This is a genomic window from Brevundimonas sp. UBA2503 (genome assembly GCF_002341485.1).
GTDB classification, from domain to species: Bacteria; Pseudomonadota; Alphaproteobacteria; order Caulobacterales; family Caulobacteraceae; genus Brevundimonas; species Brevundimonas halotolerans.
In genome coordinates, this window is sequence record NZ_DDOD01000022.1 from 31,048 (window position 1) to 45,445 (window position 14,398).

General features: G+C 68.5%; 14 protein-coding genes. 7 read left to right on the top strand and 7 right to left on the bottom strand.

Features of this window, described 5'->3' with window-relative positions; translation table 11 throughout:
* Nucleotides 1-280: 280 nt before the first annotated feature.
* Nucleotides 281-1,036 carry a DUF3800 domain-containing protein gene (locus tag B4K74_RS10475; RefSeq protein ID WP_349677371.1) on the bottom strand — a complete coding sequence of 252 codons (756 nt, stop codon included), beginning with the start codon at nt 1,034-1,036 and terminating at the stop codon, nt 281-283.
* A 202-nt stretch (nt 1,037-1,238) separates the two neighbouring features.
* Between B4K74_RS10475 and B4K74_RS10480 the strand changes: the two genes are divergently transcribed.
* From B4K74_RS10480 to hisC, 4 genes are read left to right on the top strand one after another with little or no spacing between them, the layout of a single operon-like run.
* Entirely contained in the window at nt 1,239-4,139 is a 2,901-nt protein-coding gene (locus B4K74_RS10480; protein ID WP_286692881.1) for an ATP-dependent DNA helicase, read from the top strand.
* The gene (locus B4K74_RS10485; RefSeq protein WP_286692882.1) at nt 4,136-5,200 is read left to right on the top strand and encodes a DUF2125 domain-containing protein; all 1,065 of its coding nucleotides are present in this window, start codon (nt 4,136-4,138) and stop codon (nt 5,198-5,200) included. The genes B4K74_RS10480 and B4K74_RS10485 overlap by 4 nt, the downstream gene beginning before the upstream one ends.
* Entirely contained in the window at nt 5,200-5,847 is a 648-nt protein-coding gene (locus B4K74_RS10490) for a hypothetical protein (protein WP_286692883.1), read from the top strand. Before B4K74_RS10485 ends, B4K74_RS10490 begins: the two co-directional genes overlap by 1 nt.
* Nucleotides 5,848-5,870: 23 nt before the next feature.
* Nucleotides 5,871-6,977, top strand: coding sequence for a histidinol-phosphate transaminase (gene hisC, locus B4K74_RS10495; protein ID WP_286692884.1), 1,107 nt, complete (start codon nt 5,871-5,873; stop codon nt 6,975-6,977).
* Nucleotides 6,978-6,981: 4 nt separating this feature from the next.
* On the opposite strand, the gene B4K74_RS10500 is transcribed toward hisC, so the two are convergent.
* From B4K74_RS10500 to B4K74_RS10515, 4 genes are all read right to left on the bottom strand, one after another.
* Entirely contained in the window at nt 6,982-7,422 is a 441-nt protein-coding gene (locus tag B4K74_RS10500; protein ID WP_123288051.1) for a hypothetical protein, read from the bottom strand.
* The gene (locus B4K74_RS10505; protein WP_286692885.1) at nt 7,422-8,252 is read right to left on the bottom strand and encodes a TIGR02186 family protein; all 831 of its coding nucleotides are present in this window, start codon (nt 8,250-8,252) and stop codon (nt 7,422-7,424) included. Before B4K74_RS10505 ends, B4K74_RS10500 begins: the two co-directional genes overlap by 1 nt.
* The gene (locus B4K74_RS10510) at nt 8,249-9,172 is read right to left on the bottom strand and encodes a sulfite exporter TauE/SafE family protein (protein ID WP_286692886.1); all 924 of its coding nucleotides are present in this window, start codon (nt 9,170-9,172) and stop codon (nt 8,249-8,251) included. The genes B4K74_RS10505 and B4K74_RS10510 overlap by 4 nt, the downstream gene beginning before the upstream one ends.
* A gap of 124 nt (nt 9,173-9,296) precedes the next feature.
* The gene (locus B4K74_RS10515; protein WP_286692887.1) at nt 9,297-12,005 is read right to left on the bottom strand and encodes a hypothetical protein; all 2,709 of its coding nucleotides are present in this window, start codon (nt 12,003-12,005) and stop codon (nt 9,297-9,299) included.
* 199 nt (nt 12,006-12,204) lie between these two features.
* On the opposite strand from B4K74_RS10515, the gene B4K74_RS10520 reads away from it, so the two are divergent.
* The 3 genes from B4K74_RS10520 to B4K74_RS10530 all read left to right on the top strand — a co-directional run bounded on the left by B4K74_RS10520 (nt 12,205) and on the right by B4K74_RS10530 (nt 13,182).
* Nucleotides 12,205-12,408 carry a hypothetical protein gene (locus tag B4K74_RS10520; RefSeq protein WP_286692888.1) on the top strand — a complete coding sequence of 68 codons (204 nt, stop codon included), beginning with the start codon at nt 12,205-12,207 and terminating at the stop codon, nt 12,406-12,408.
* 61 nt (nt 12,409-12,469) lie between these two features.
* On the top strand, nt 12,470-12,979 hold the full coding sequence (locus B4K74_RS10525) for a pyridoxamine 5'-phosphate oxidase family protein (protein ID WP_286692889.1): 510 nt from the start codon (nt 12,470-12,472) through the stop codon (nt 12,977-12,979).
* On the top strand, nt 12,979-13,182 hold the full coding sequence (locus tag B4K74_RS10530; RefSeq protein WP_286692890.1) for a hypothetical protein: 204 nt from the start codon (nt 12,979-12,981) through the stop codon (nt 13,180-13,182). Before B4K74_RS10525 ends, B4K74_RS10530 begins: the two co-directional genes overlap by 1 nt.
* On the opposite strand, the gene argF is transcribed toward B4K74_RS10530, so the two are convergent.
* Both argF and B4K74_RS10540 read right to left on the bottom strand, forming a co-directional pair.
* Nucleotides 13,179-14,096, bottom strand: a complete 918-nt coding sequence (gene argF, locus B4K74_RS10535) for an ornithine carbamoyltransferase (protein WP_286692891.1) — start codon at nt 14,094-14,096, stop codon at nt 13,179-13,181. The two genes, B4K74_RS10530 and argF, sit on opposite strands and share 4 nt — an antisense overlap.
* Nucleotides 14,097-14,136: 40 nt before the next feature.
* Nucleotides 14,137-14,397, bottom strand: coding sequence for a GxxExxY protein (locus tag B4K74_RS10540; protein WP_349677372.1), 261 nt, complete (start codon nt 14,395-14,397; stop codon nt 14,137-14,139).
* Between the last annotated feature and the right edge of the window lies 1 nt (nt 14,398).

Consider the following 14,398-nt stretch of genomic DNA (forward strand, 5'->3'; position numbering starts at 1 on the left):
TCACAGAGAACACAGCGAAGAAAAGCCACGGAGGGCACGGCGAGGGCGTGCCGGGATCGACGGCGGCGCCTTTCTCATCTCCTCCCCATGCATGGGGAGGAGACGCTGCAGCAGTTGTTTCCACTTACATGACGCGTAAGCGCTTGATTTGATTCGCGGCTTTTTCCTTGAAATTTCTGCATTTTTGAGGCATATTTGTTGAGTAGTCTGAAACTGGGCACAACCCATTAGTAGGACCGCACCGGGGAGGCGGGCCTTAGGGTTCCCTCCCCCTTCTTTTTCAAAGCATGACAATCCCGAAGCCGTTGGCATTGCTCGCGCGGGTATTGAGTACTGGCTGAAGCCGATTGAAGTGCTGGGAGGCGCCCTTCTTCCGCACATAGCTGCAGGGCGCGTATTTTTGGTGGAGGAAATACGCCGTCACATCGCAGGCCTGAATGAAATAGCTGTCCACTGAGTCCTTGTTGTGCGGGTCCTCAATCACTCTCAGCATCGGGAGGTTGCGGGCTGCCATTCCGGCCATCCCAGGGACGACGTTGTAAACGGCCATTCGCCTCACCAATCGCGTGAGTTTTTTGCCGTCAGTATTGTCGGAAATGACCATGCCCCTGTCAGGTCGGAACCCTCCGGGAAAGTTCCCGTAGCCGATGGTGTTTTCGAACCTTTGGAAGAGAACTTTCCACGCGGAGTCGAACACGTCGTAACCCGCAGGCTTGCCCTGCTTATCGACAATTACGTGCGTGAAACTGATGAAATTGCACTTCGCCAGCTCGTCAAGGAACTGGCGAAGAATCGTCAAACGAACGTGCTTCGCCATGCCCGCGATGGGCGGCCGCCTGATATATTCCGAGGAATGGATTTCCGTGCGCATGGGGAGGCCGTGGACCGCCTTCATGGTTCTTCGGAAAGCCACCAAGTGGTCAAGCAGATCGCGCCAACGGCTTTCATGAACCGTGAGCCCGGAAAGAGCGAAATACCGCGTAGGCGAATTAACGAGACCGGTGTCTCCGCTCTCATCCACGTACATTAGATACATTCGGGTGCCCCGGTATTTTGAGGTGAAGCTTAACAACGAAACGGTCCACGGACTACAGCCGCCCGCTGCAGGCACTTAGCCACAGGTAACGCGAGCCCCCGTCTATAGGGGAGCTCGCACGCTACATGCCCCGGAAAGGGCACGCGCCCTCAGCTTGTGCGTTCCCGTTCCGTTTCGGCGCGGGCGCGGGTAAGGAAGGGCGGTGTCCCTTGTCGCTGCTCCTCCTTCGTCGCTGACCCTCGACCTGCCGCCGGCGCTGGCGACTCCGCCGGGTGCGGGGGCGGTGGCGGATGCTAGCGGGGCGCGGGCGATCGGGCGGGGGGCGGCGGAGGGGTTGTTCTGTGGACCGGCGCCAGTGCTGGTCGCCCATGCGGGGCTGACGGCGCGGCGGCTGGGGCTGGAGGCACCGGCGCGGGCCGCGCATTTGCTGGATGTGCTGGAGCTGTTCGTGTTTGTGCGGCCGGCGCGGTTCTGTGCGCCGACGCCGACGGGGCTGGCCATTGCGCTGGGGCTGGACGAGCCGGTCGGGGCGGTGGCCCAGGCCGAGGCGCTGCGTGCGGTCGCCGGTCGGTTGCTGGGCGAGCTTGCGGCGGCGGACTATCCCGACCTGGAAGCCGCGCTGACGCTGAATGCGACGCTGACCCGGGCGGGCTGGAGCTGGGGCGAGCGGATCGATCAGGCGCTGCGGGCCGGGCTGGAGGCTGCGGGCCGCAGCGTGCGCGACCGGCGGGAGCCGGGCACGGGGCTGGACGTCTGGAACCGGCTGTCGGAATGGGAGGAGGTCGCGCCGCGCGGGGAGGCCGGATCGCACCCGGTCGACAGCGAGAGCGCGCGCATCCGGCTGGATCATATGCTGAAGGGTCTGGGGCTGGATGAGGCACGGCCCACCCAGTCCGACTATGCCGCCGAGGCGGCCTTTGCCTTTTCCCCGCGCGATCAGAAAGACCAGCCGCGCGCCCTGCTGGCCGAGGCGGGCACCGGCACGGGCAAGACGCTGGGCTATCTGGCGCCCGCCGCCCTGTGGGCCGAGCGCAATCACGGCACCGTCTGGGTCTCGACCTATACCCGCGCCCTGCAGCGCCAGATCGCGCGCGAAGGTCTGGCCCTGCCCGATCATGAGGGGCAGACGCGGCGGCGGGTGGTGGTGCGCAAGGGACGCGAGAACTACCTCTGCCTGCTGAACTTGCAGGAGATGGTGCAGCAGGCCCAGCTGGGGGCGGGCGACGTGGTCGGGCTTGGCCTGACCGCGCGCTGGGCCGGGGCCTGTGCCGATGGCGACATGACGGGGGGCGACTTTCCCGCCTGGTTGCCGGGGCTGTATGCGGGTCCCGCAGCCCATCAGCCGACGCCCGCAAATCTGGTCGACCGGCGCGGCGAGTGCATCCATGCCGCCTGTGCCCACTATCGCCGCTGCTTCGTGGAAAAGACGGTGCGGGCTGCGCGCCACGCCGATGTGGTGATCGCCAACCATGCGCTGGTCATGGTGCAGGCCGCCTTTGACGGGGCGCGCGCCGCCCGCCATCCGACCACGGACAGCGAGACCGCCGCCCTGAAGCGCATCGTGTTCGACGAGGGCCACCATCTGTTCGAGGCCGCCGACAGCGCCTTTTCCTCCAGCCTGTCGGGACAGGAGGCCGCCGAGCTGCGCCGCTGGATCCGGGGGCCGGAGACGCGGGCCCGGCGCGGGCGCGGGCTGGAGCAGCGGCTGGGCGATCTGATCGGTGATGATGGCCCGGCGCGCAAGGCGCTGGGCGATGTGCTGGCCGCGGCTACCCGCCTGCCGGGCGAGGGGGCGCAGGCGCGCATCCTGCGCGGCTCGGAGTCGGGTGCACCGACCGGGCCGGTCGAGGTGTTTCTGGCGGCGGCGCTGGACCAGCTGCGCGCGCGGGCCGATCCGCGTGGGGGCTCGGAGGATCAGGGCATGGAATGCGCCGCCCGCCCGGCCATCCCCGACCTGATCCCCGCTGCCGCCAGGGCCGCCGAGGCGCTGGCGGCGGTCGAGGCGCCGCTGCTGGCCCTGTCGCGTCACCTCGAGGATGTGCTGGCCGAGGAGGCCGAGACGCTGGACGGCGGGGCGCGGGCCCGGATCGAGGGGGCGCTGCGCGGGCTGGACCGGCGGGCGCGCATGACCCTGCCGTCGTGGCGGGCCATGCTGAATGATCTGGCGTCCGGCGATGGGGGGGGCGACTTTGGGGGCGATCCCGATTTCGTCGACTGGCTGTCGGCCGAGAGCGCCTTTGGCCGGCTGTCGGATGTGTCGCTGCGCCGGCACTGGGTCGATCCGACCCAGCCGCTGGAGGCAACCGTGATCCGCCCCTCGCACGGGGTGCTGGTCACCTCGGCCACCCTGACCGATCCGGACTTTGGCGAGGACCCCTTCCACCTGGCGCGGCTGCGCTCGGCCACCGGGCGGCTGGAGACGCCGGTGCGGACGCTGAAGGTCGAGAGCCCGTTTGATTATGCCAGCCAGTCGAAGGTGATTGTGGTGACCGACGTCCCGCGCGACGATCCGCGCCGGACGGCGGCGGCCATGCGGGCGCTGTTCCTCGCTTCGGGCGGCGGGGCGCTGGGCCTGTTTACCGCCATCCGCCGGCTGAAGGCGGTCTATGGCCTGCTGGGGCCCGAGCTGGGCCGGGCGGGCCTGCCGCTCTATGCCCAGCATATCGATCCGCTGGACGTGGGGGCGCTGGTCGATGTGTTCCGGACCGAGCGCGACAGCTGTCTGCTGGGCACCGATGCCATCCGCGACGGCGTCGATGTGCCGGGACGGTCGCTGAGGCTCTTGGTATTTGACCGGGTGCCCTGGCCCCGGCCGGACCTGCTGCACCGGGCGCGGCGGGAACGGTTCGCGCGCGCCGACGCTTCAGGCGGGGGCCGGACCTATGACGATGCGCTGGCGCGCGGGCGCATGGCCCAGGCCTTTGGCCGGTTGATCCGGCGCGCCGACGACAAGGGGGTGTTCGTCATGCTGGATGCGGCCTGCCCCACGCGGCTTTTCGGCGGCCTGCCCCCCGGTGTAGAGGTCGAGCGTATGGAACTGGCCGAGGCGGTCGCGACCCTTTCCCGGTTCCTCGGCCCCGATCAGAACAGGATCCCTGAATGACCGCCGACACGCCTGCCCCTCGCCACAGCCGCCGCGGCCTGTTCATCCCGCTGATCGTGGTGCTGGCCCTGCTGGTCGCCTGGACCGGCTGGTGGTTCGTGCTGACCCAGAGGATCGAGCGGGAAGTTCTGGCCCGCGCCGAGACCCTGCGCGAGGCGGGCTGGGAGATCAATCACGGCAAGATCGAGATCGATGGCTGGCCCTTCCGCGCCCGGCTGGCCCTCAGCGCGGTCGAGGTGGTCGCACCCTCGGGCCACGGGGCCCGCGCACCCGAACTGGTGGCCGAGGCCAATGCCTATGCCCCGCTGCACTGGGTGGTGATCGCCCCGGACGGCCTGACGATGCTGCGCGCCGACAAGGGCCGGGTCTTTGTGAACGCGGAGGCCATCCGCATGAGCGTGCGCGATGTGTCCGAAGCCTGGCCGCAGATGGCGCTGGAGCTGATCGAACCGACCTTCCAAGCCGAGCCGGGGGCCGAGGCCTTCCCGATTTCCGCCGCCGAACGGCTGACGCTGGAGGCGCGCCCGGCGACCGCCCGGCCCCGGGATGCCGCAGCGCCGGCGCCCGCCGCCGATGATCTGGATGTGTTGTTCCAGATGGTCGAGGGCCGGGGCCGTGAGGCGGGCCCGGTCGACCGGCTGACCGGCGAGGGACGGCTGAGCGTGCGCACCGAGGTGACGCTCGAACGCGCCGGGGCCCTGACCGGCATGGACCGCGCCGGGGTCTTCGATAGCTGGACACAGGCCGGGGGGCGCTTTGCCAATGTGCGGGTCGAGCTCCAGTCCGGCGACAGCCGCGCCCTGCTGACCGGCGGGCCGCTGTTGGCCGATGAGGACGGGCGACTGAACGGCAGCCTGAGCGTGCGGGCCGAACGGGCCGCGCCGGCCCTCGCCGGTCTGGCGGGCACCGAGGACGGCGCGGTGAACCAAGCCCAGGCGGCCGCGGCCGCCGGGGCCGCCGCCGTGGCCGAGCGCGCGCCGGTCTCCCTGACGCTGGAGTTCCGGGACGGTCGCACCTGGCTGGGGCCCTTTACCCTCGCGCCCGCGCCCCGGCTGTTCTGATGGCCGGGAGCGACCTGACCCGGTTGAGCGAGGCCCTGTCGAGCCTTGCGCCTCCGTCCGGCGACGGCGAGGCCGTTGCGGACCTGCGCCGGATGCTGAACGCCCTGCCCGCCGATCAGAAGGCCACCGTCCGCGCGGTGCTGGGCCGGGTGGAAGGTGCTGCCTCCGGGCCCCTGCATGTGCATGGCGGGTTGTCGGCCCTGCTGGCCGCCGACCGGTTCGGGCTGGGATTCGCGCGGTTGGCCAGGGCCGAGGATGGACTGAAACTAGCCGCCGGGGGTGCCCGGGTGCTGATGGATCTGGTCGGGGTCACGGCCTGGTGGGGGCGGCTGCTGGCGACGCCCGATGTTCATGTCATCGGCGCCCTGCCCGACGATGCCGCCCACCTGCCCCAGTCCCTGATGATCGGCCGCAGCAGTCCCGAGCCGACAGGCGACGACCGCACCTTCTGGGTGACGGATTCGCCGATGCCGGAGCCGCGACTAGTCGAGGTTCTGGGGCTTAATGGCCTTGCCGCCGCGCCGCTGATCGCAACCGGCGGCTTGAAGCTGATGATGATCGCAGGCTATGTGCAGGCCGACGACGGGCGGCTGGACGGCCTGCCCGGCACCCTGACCGGCGTCATCGGCGCTGCTCCCCTTTTCTGAAATTCAGACCCCGCGAGGACCCCATGACCGACGCCCAGGACCCCGCCCGGACGCCCGCCCCCAAGCCCGGCATTCTCGACATCGCCCCCTATGTCGGCGGCAAGTCCAAGATCGACGGCGTGGCCGAGCCGATGAAGCTGTCCTCGAACGAGAACATGCTGGGCGCCGGCGAGAAGGCGCGCGAGGCCTATGCCAATGCGGTCAGCGGCATCCACATCTATCCCGACGGGCGCGCGGCCAAACTGCGCTCGGCGGTGGCGGACAAGATGGGGCTGGAGCCCGAGCGGCTGATCTTCGGCAATGGCTCGGACGAGGTGTTCGCCCTGCTGAACCAGACCTATCTGACGCCCGGCGACAACATCGTCTCGGGCCAGTACGGCTTCCTCGCCTATCGCATCTCGGCCAAGGCCAATCAGGCCGAGGTCAAGCTGGCGCCCGAGCCGGACTATAAACTCACGCCCGAGGCCATCCTCGGTCAGGTCGATGACCGCACCCGCATCGTCTATGTCTCCAGCCCGTCGAACCCGACCGGCAGCTACAATACCGCCGAGGAAATCCGCCAGCTGCACGCCGCCCTGTCGCCCGACATCATTCTGGTGATCGACGAGGCCTATGCCGAATATGTCACCGAGCCGGACTGGCAGAGCAGCTTCGACCTGGCCCGCGACAGCGACAACATCGTCGTCACCCGCACCTTCTCCAAGATCCACGGCCTCGGCGGCCTGCGCATCGGCTATGGCTATGCGCCGCTGAAGGTGGCCGAGGCGGTCGACCGCATCCGCCTGCCGTTCAATGTCTCGGTCGCCGGGATCGAGGCGGCGGTCGCGGCGCTGGGCGATGAGGCCCACCAGCAGGCCTCGCGCGAACTGATCCAGACCTGGCGTCCGCGCCTGGCCCAGGCCATCCGCGGCTTTGGCTTTCAGGTCCTGCCCAGCGCCGGCAATTTCGTGCTGGTCCGCTTCAAGGATGTGGACCAGTGCCAGGCCGCCAATGCCTATCTGAACACCAAGGGCATCATCGTCCGCCCAGTCGGCGGCTATGGCCTGCCCGAGGGCCTGCGCATCACCATCGGCACCGACGACCAGAACCGCGCGGTGATGGATGCCCTGAGCGAGTTCGCGGCGAGCTGAGGGCTCAGCAGGCGATCTTGGTTGCCTCGGGCCACCCATCGTCCAGTCGAAGGCATTCGGTGGGCTTCAGGCGATCTACCTCCACCAGGTCAGCGCGATCTCGTCTGACTTCACCGACATCGACGACGCGACCGTCGCGGATGAGCGCGACGGCCGTGATGCCGTCGTTGCGGTCAATTCCGATACGATCGAACCTTGCCTGCATCCATGGTGACGCACGCGGCAGGTCAGGGCTCGAGTAAGGCTCATAAACGAGGATCTCGTCCCACGGGCCCAGCCTCAAGGCGCTCATGCGGATCATGCGATCTTCCGCACCTTGCGTCCGGTCAGCGAGTACCTCGATCTGACGACCGACATCAGCGTCGGGCGATCTGAAATCGCAGCCTGAAATGGCGGATGCAAAAGCCGCAGCTACCCCGACCACAAGAATGCGCGCCATCGCCATCACCCCCTCCGGAACACCCGGCTCGCCCCCCAGCCGGTGAAGGCGGCGAGGATCACGCACAGGATGCCGTAGGTCCACGGGCGGCCGTGGGCGAATTCATAGATGCCGCGCTCGATGCCGACCTTTTCGACGGTCAGTTCCAGCTCGGCGCTGGAGACCGGCTCGCCGTCCTGAAACAGCCAGACTTCGGCGTGATAGGTGCCCGTCGGCGCGCTGGTGGGCAGCACCACCTCGGCCCGGAACAGGCCGTCGTCGACAAAGCGCACGCCCTGCGGATCGGCGGCATACAGGCCCTCGTCCTCGCGCAGGCGGATCACGGCCCGGCGCCAGTCAAGATAGTCCTCGCCCAGCCGGCTGACCACGACGTCGCGCACACCATAGCGGGTCACCGTGCGGCGTTCCTCCGGAGCAGCGATGCGCAGATGGTCCAGCCCCACGCCCAGCCGCCGCAGCTGGCCGAAATTGGCGATGTCGCTGAGCGGTCGGGTGGACGACGTCATGTAAAAGCCGGGCGCGCCCTCGAACAGCACAGGCCGGCTGTTCAGCCAGACGCCCGCCGCCTGCGACTTGCGCACCAGACGCACCGGTGCATCGGGGCCGCGCACCACGACCACCACATCGGCGGGGGTGTCGGTCGGGTTGAAGACGGCCCCGTAGAGAACGATCGACGCCCCGGTGAAGCCCGAGTCGACCTGGACCTCCGTATCCGTCAGGGCGGCCGAGATGCGCAGGATGCGGCCGGTGGCGACCGAGGGGTCACGCACTCGCGCCGGGGCCGGCGCTTCGGCGACCACAGCCGGGGGCGGAGGGGGCAGGTCCTGCATCATCATTCCGGCACCCCCGGCGCGATGGCGAACATGTCGCTGGGCCGCACGAACAGCTCCAGCCCCATATAGATGCCGACGCCCAGCACAATCAGCCCCAGCATGGCCCGCAGCTCTTCGCCCCGGAACCGACCCGACAGGCGCGCGCCGTACTGGGCCCCGATCACCCCGCCGAACAGCAAGAGGGACGACAGCACGATGTCGACCGTCTGGTTGCGTCCGGCCTGCAGCACCGTGGTCATGGCCGTGGTGATGATGATCTGGAACAGGCTGGTGCCGACGACGACCGAGGCCTTCATCCGCAGCACATAGAGCATGACGGGCAGCAGGATGAAGCCGCCGCCCACCCCCATGATGGCCGACAGAATGCCGACCCCGCCGCCCAGGGCGATCGGCGGAATGGCCGAGATATAAAGGCCGGACTTGGGGAATTTCATCCGCCACGGCAGGCCGTACAGCCACATGGGGCGGCGGCGCTGTTTGCGCGGGGCTGGCTGACCCCGACGGCGGCGCAGGATCTGCTCCAGACTTTCCTTCAGCATCAGGGTGCCGATGACGCCGAGGAACAGCAGATAGGCCAGCGCCACGACCAGATCGGCCTGACCCATCAGGCGCAGCCAGCGGAACATTTCGACCCCGACGAAGGCGCCCAGAATGCCGCCCCCGGCCATGATGCCGCCCATGCGGAAGTCGACCGCCCCGCGCGAGGAATAGCTGATCACGCCCGAGGTCGAGGAGGCGACGACGTGGCTGGCCTGACTGGCGACGGCCACGGTCGGGGGGATGCCGAGGAACACCAGGATCGGGGCCATGAGGAAGCCGCCGCCGATGCCGAACAGACCCGAGACAAAGCCGACCACCCCACCCAGCAGAACCAGGACGGGCCAGTTCACCGAAACCTCGGCGATCGGCAGATAGATATCCAAAGGGCGACCTTCGGCTGGAACAGGACCCGGAATCGGCGTGACCGTCAGGGCTTAGACCCGCGCACCGACCGTGGCCAGTGCATGAACGTGACAGGTGAAGACCAACCCCGTGCGGGGCCGGGGATCAGCTGGCGTCCGGCAGGCTTCCGGGCAGATAATTCTGGGCCATATCCTCGGCGCGGACGCGCTCGGCCTCGCTCAGAAGCGCGCCGACGCGGGTCACCGAGCTGGCGGCCTGTTCATCGCCCGAGCGGGCCGCGACCCGGTACCAGGCATAGGCCTCGATGTTGTTGACCGGCATGCCGCCTTCGCCGCGCTCATGGATGACGGCGGCATTGAACTGGGCATCGACCAGACCGGCCCGCGCCGCGCGCTGGATCCAGTCCAGACCCATCGGCCGGTCGGGCGTGCCGTCGGCCCCCTCGAACAGGCGCATGCCATAGGCGAACATGCCGCGCGGATAGCCGCTCTCGGCCGACCGGCGGGTCCAGTCGAGGCTTTGGCCCATGTCCACCGGGGCCCCGGCCTCGCCGGTTTCAAACAGACCCGCCAGCATCAGTTGCGCCGGGCCATAGCCCAGCTCGGCCGACTGGGTCAGCAGGTCCAGCCCTGCGGGATCGTCTTCCTCGATGGCGGTCAGGGCGCGCTCATAGAGGTCGGTCGCCTGGGCCACCGTCTCGGCCGACAGGGGCGCCGCGCTGGTCGCCAGCGCCACCAGCGGCGTGCCGGCCGCCGGGTCGCTCGCGCCGGCGGGCGACCATGGCATGGCCTGGCCGGTCAGTTCGGTAAAGGCATAGAGGCCACCCATCAGGGTGACCGCGACCGCCGAGGCGCCCAGCGCCTTCTTCATGGTCGAACCATCGCGGCTGGCCTGACGGTCCATCCGCTCCTGCAGGCGCGACTTGCCGCCGCGCTTCAGGCCAAAGGCCGAGCGGGTCGGTTCCGGCTCGGGCGCTGTCATGGCGGCGCGCGCCGCTTCGACCGCGCCCCGGGTCGAGGCCGAGGCCCGACCGGCAGCCGCCGCCGCTCGCAGGGTGCGCGGGTCGACGAAATCGGTGTCGCCGGAGAACTCGTCGTCCTCCGGGGCCGTGGCGGCCAGAGCATCCGAGACATCGGCCCCGCCGAAATCCTGCGGCGCGCGGGCGACCGGGGCGGGATTGGCGGTAGCGGGACTGCCGAACGGGGCGGATGCGGCGCGCGGCGCGGCAAAGCGCGGGGTCTGCGGTTCGTCGACCGGCTCTGGTGCCGGGACGGTCGTGGCGGGCTCAGGCGCAGTGGCGGTCACGCCACCGGTCGGGAAGGGATCGGCCGGGCCGTCCAGCGGGTCGCTGGACCAGATCGGATCATCGGCCATGGCGGCCACGCCAAAGGCCCCGGCGCGCCAGTCGGCGGCGGGTTGGACCGGCTCGGGCTCGGCGACGGGTTCGGGTTTGGCCGCCTCAGGCTCGCCCCGGCGGGCCATGCTCTCGCGGGCCTCGGCCAGCAGGCGGGCGGTGCGCTCCTCGCTCTGGCGCATACGCTCGGCCAGTTCGCCCGAGGCGCGGTCATAGTGCTGCTCGATGCGCGAGGAGCTGTCGGTCAGCTTCTGGCCGATCTCGTCCAGCGCCTGGGTCGAGCGGCGCTCGGATTCGGCGATCCGCTCGCTGAGGCGGTCGGAAATCCGGCCGATCTCGGTGCCCAGTTTCTCCAGCGCCAGCGCATGACGGTCCTCGCTGGCGACCAGACGGCGCTCGACGCCCTGGGTCTTGATCTCCAGATCGCGTTCCAGCCGGTCCATGCGGGCCGGGCTGTCGATCTCCATCTTCTGGACGCGGCCGTTCAGGTTCTGGGCGATGCGCAGCACCTCGCGGCCCATGGCCTCGACCGCCTGGGCCGAGCCGCGCTCGGCCTGACGCACCTGATCCCCCAGGGCGGCGACCGCGCGCTCCATCCGCTCCATGCGATTTTCGGACTGGGCCGTGTCCAGCCGATGCAGCATTTCGGTGCGGCTGGCCTCGACCTGACGGGTCAGGGCCTCGGCCAGTTTTTCCAGACGCCCGTCGAAGCGCTCGGCCGGATCGACACCCCGGCCCCGCACCTCGGCGCGCGCCTCGGTCAGACCCAGACGCCGGTCGAGTTCAGAGAAGGCCCGTTCCAGCCCGCGCAGGGCCTCGCCCGTCTGGGCCTGGGCGGCGTCCAGCCGGCGGCCGACGTGCTCGAGGATCTCGACGCCGCGATTGGCCTCGGCGGTTTTCTCGACCGCGTCCAGCCGCTGGCGCAGCTCATGGGTGCCGATCCGCTGGCGTTCCTCAATGTCATAGAGGCGGCTGGACAGGGCCCCGATGGCCGTCTCGGTCTTGGCAAAGCCTTCGGCCGTGCTCGGGCCGGTCTCCTGCTCGAAGCGGCGCAGGCGGCGATGCCCCTCGCGCAGTTCTTCGGCGATGTCGTCGATGCGGCGGACCACGCCGCTGTCGCGGCCGTCCTGGGCATCCAGACGGCGGACCAGACCGGCGACAGCCTGATCGACGCCCTGAATGGCGATGGTCGAGCGACGCTCGGCCGCCTCCAGCCGTTCGGCCATCATCTCGACGGTGGCCGACAGACGCTGGACCGGATCGTCACCGCCCAGACCATAGGCATCGTCCAGACGGCGGCTGCGGCTGCGGCGCTCATAGGTGTCGGCGACATGGGCACGGCGGGGCAGCGGGACGATCCCGTCCTCGTCATCGCCTTCCATGATCATGGAATTGAGCCACTCGCCCAGGGTCATCCCTGAACGGCGGGCAAGGTCCTTGGCGACTTCGCGAGCCTTGGGGTCTATCCCCTTTACGCTCCACGGCGCGGCTGCGCTCACTGATTCGCCTCCCGACCACTAGACATTGACGCTACTCATCCAGATCAGGGGTGTAAACGTGTGGTTAACCCCAAGATATAGCGATCACGCCATCTTCCTGTGGACATCCGACCCGCTTCGGCCCTCACAGGCGTGATTTAGTGAACAGACGGGGTTAACGCCTCGTAAAGATTAACCCTCTGGCAAGGACCGGGACCTCGTGCCGCTGATCCCGACCCTCATTTCCCTGGCCGTCGTCGTCGGCTTTGGCCTGTTTGCCGGCTGGCGCGGGGCCCGGCCGCCGGACCTGATCCGGGGGCCGCGTCTGGTGCCCTGGCGGTTCCTGATGATCGCGGCGGCAGCCGTCGCTCTCCCCCTGCTGGTCCATCTGGTGCGATTGGTCGCGGGTGCGCCCGACGCCTGACCGGAACCCGATCGGCCCTGTCCTGTTCTTTTGGGTAACCCCCCGAAACAGGAGCCCTCCCATGGCCGACACCCGCCTCAGCCCCGCCGAAGCCGAAACCGAATTCTGGAAACACCTCGAAAAATCCAGCACCGGCATGCTGGGTCTGGACCGGCCCGGCTATCACAGCCAGCCGATGACCGCCTTCCACGATGAGGCGACCGATACGATCTGGTTCTTCACCCGCGACGACACTGATCTTGTGCGTGACGTGGGCGAAGGGACCTCGGCCATGTTCACCTATGCGGCCAGGGACCAGCATGTGTTCGCCTGCATCCACGGCACCCTGATGCGCCACAACGACCGCGAGAAGATCGACCGCTGGTGGAACCCGGTGGTGGCCGCCTGGTACCCCGACGGCAAGGACGACCCCCATCTGACCATGCTGCAGTTCACGCCCGGCGACGGTCGCATCTGGGTGGCGGACAAGGGCGCCTTCGGCTTTGCCTATGAAATCCTCAAGGCCAACATCACAAAGACCACGCCCGACAGCGGCGGCGTTGCCGACGTCAATCTGGGAGGCACCCGCTGATGGATGAGATCCACGCACATCTGAAGGCGTTTCGCACTACCGACTGGCTGATCCTGATCGCCGTGGCCCTCATCGGGTCGGTGATCCTCGACGGCATCATCGGCCTGATCGTCGGCGCCATCCTCGGCTATCTGGGCATCCTCGCCTGGCACAAGGGCGCCTTCCGCAGCCGTCGCGGCCCGCCGGACGAGCCCCGGACCTAACGGCCCGCCAGGCACCAGGCCAGGACGGCCTTCTGGGCGTGGATGCGGTTTTCGGCCTCGTCCCAGACCAGCGAGCGAGGCCCGTCGATCACGGCGTCGGTGACCTCCTCGCCGCGGTGGGCCGGCAGGCAGTGCAGGAAGACGGCGTCGGGCGCGGCCTCGGCCATCAGGCCGTCGTCGACCGTATAGCCTTCGAAGGCTTCCAGACGCTCTTCATAGTCCTGATCGCCCATCGACACCCAGGTATCGGTGACCACCACATCGGCGCCGCGTACCGCCTCATGCGGGTCGGACGTCAGGGTCACCGACGGCCCGCCGACGGTCAGGTCGCGCAGGTCGGGATGGTATTCCGGCGGGCAGGCGACATTCAGGTGAAAGCCCAGTTTCTGCGCCGCATGCATGAAGCTGTGGCAGACATTGTTGCCGTCCCCGACCCAGGCCACCGTCTTGCCGGCGATCGGGCCGCGATGCTCCTCGATGGTCATCAGATCGGCGAGGATCTGACAGGGGTGGCTGCGGTCGGTCAGGCCGTTGATGACCGGCACGGTCGAAAACCGGGCAAAGCGTTCGACGTCCTCATGGTCATTGGCGCGGATCATCACCGCATCGACCATGCGCGACAGCACCCGGGCGGTGTCCTCGACCGGCTCGCCCCGACCCAGCTGCATGTCGGAGGCCGTGGCGATAATCGACGATCCGCCCAGCTGGCGGATGGCGGCGTCAAAGCTGAACCGGGTGCGGGTCGAATTCTTCTCGAAGATCATCGCCAGCACATGATCGCGCGCCGGCGCATCGGCATCGACCCACCCCTTCGGCTTGCCCTGACGCGCGGCCTTGCGGGCGTGGGCATCATCCAGAATGGCCCGCAGGTCTTCGGCCGGCAGCCGGGAAATGTCGAGAAAGTGTCGGGTCATGGGCGATCACGAGCGGGAGGAGGTGGCGGGAAGGGGTTCATCACAAAGAGCACAAAGGATGCACGAAGGACACAAAGAGGGCGGTGCGATCTCGTCGGTTGCGCCGATCAAACGACCAGGCGACCTTTGAAAATCGGAGATAAGTCAGCAGTTGAGCCGTGTGGATCGACGCCAGGGCGTCGATCGATTTGATCTCGATCACAATGCAGTCTTCGACCAGAAGGTCGAGACGGCTGACAGGGGCTCGGTCTCTTTGTGGCCTTCGTGCATACTTTGTGCTCTTCGTGATGAACCTCTTCAGG

Coding starts and splice junctions, on each gene's coding strand:
- B4K74_RS10475 (WP_349677371.1), bottom strand. CDS start 1,036: ATGTATCTAATGTACGTGGATGAGAGCGGAGACACCGGTCTCGTTAAT.
- B4K74_RS10485 (WP_286692882.1), top strand. CDS start 4,136: ATGACCGCCGACACGCCTGCCCCTCGCCACAGCCGCCGCGGCCTGTTC.
- B4K74_RS10490 (WP_286692883.1), top strand. CDS start 5,200: ATGGCCGGGAGCGACCTGACCCGGTTGAGCGAGGCCCTGTCGAGCCTT.
- hisC (WP_286692884.1), top strand. CDS start 5,871: ATGACCGACGCCCAGGACCCCGCCCGGACGCCCGCCCCCAAGCCCGGC.
- B4K74_RS10500 (WP_123288051.1), bottom strand. CDS start 7,422: ATGGCGATGGCGCGCATTCTTGTGGTCGGGGTAGCTGCGGCTTTTGCA.
- B4K74_RS10505 (WP_286692885.1), bottom strand. CDS start 8,252: ATGATGATGCAGGACCTGCCCCCTCCGCCCCCGGCTGTGGTCGCCGAA.
- B4K74_RS10525 (WP_286692889.1), top strand. CDS start 12,470: ATGGCCGACACCCGCCTCAGCCCCGCCGAAGCCGAAACCGAATTCTGG.
- B4K74_RS10530 (WP_286692890.1), top strand. CDS start 12,979: ATGGATGAGATCCACGCACATCTGAAGGCGTTTCGCACTACCGACTGG.
- argF (WP_286692891.1), bottom strand. CDS start 14,096: ATGACCCGACACTTTCTCGACATTTCCCGGCTGCCGGCCGAAGACCTG.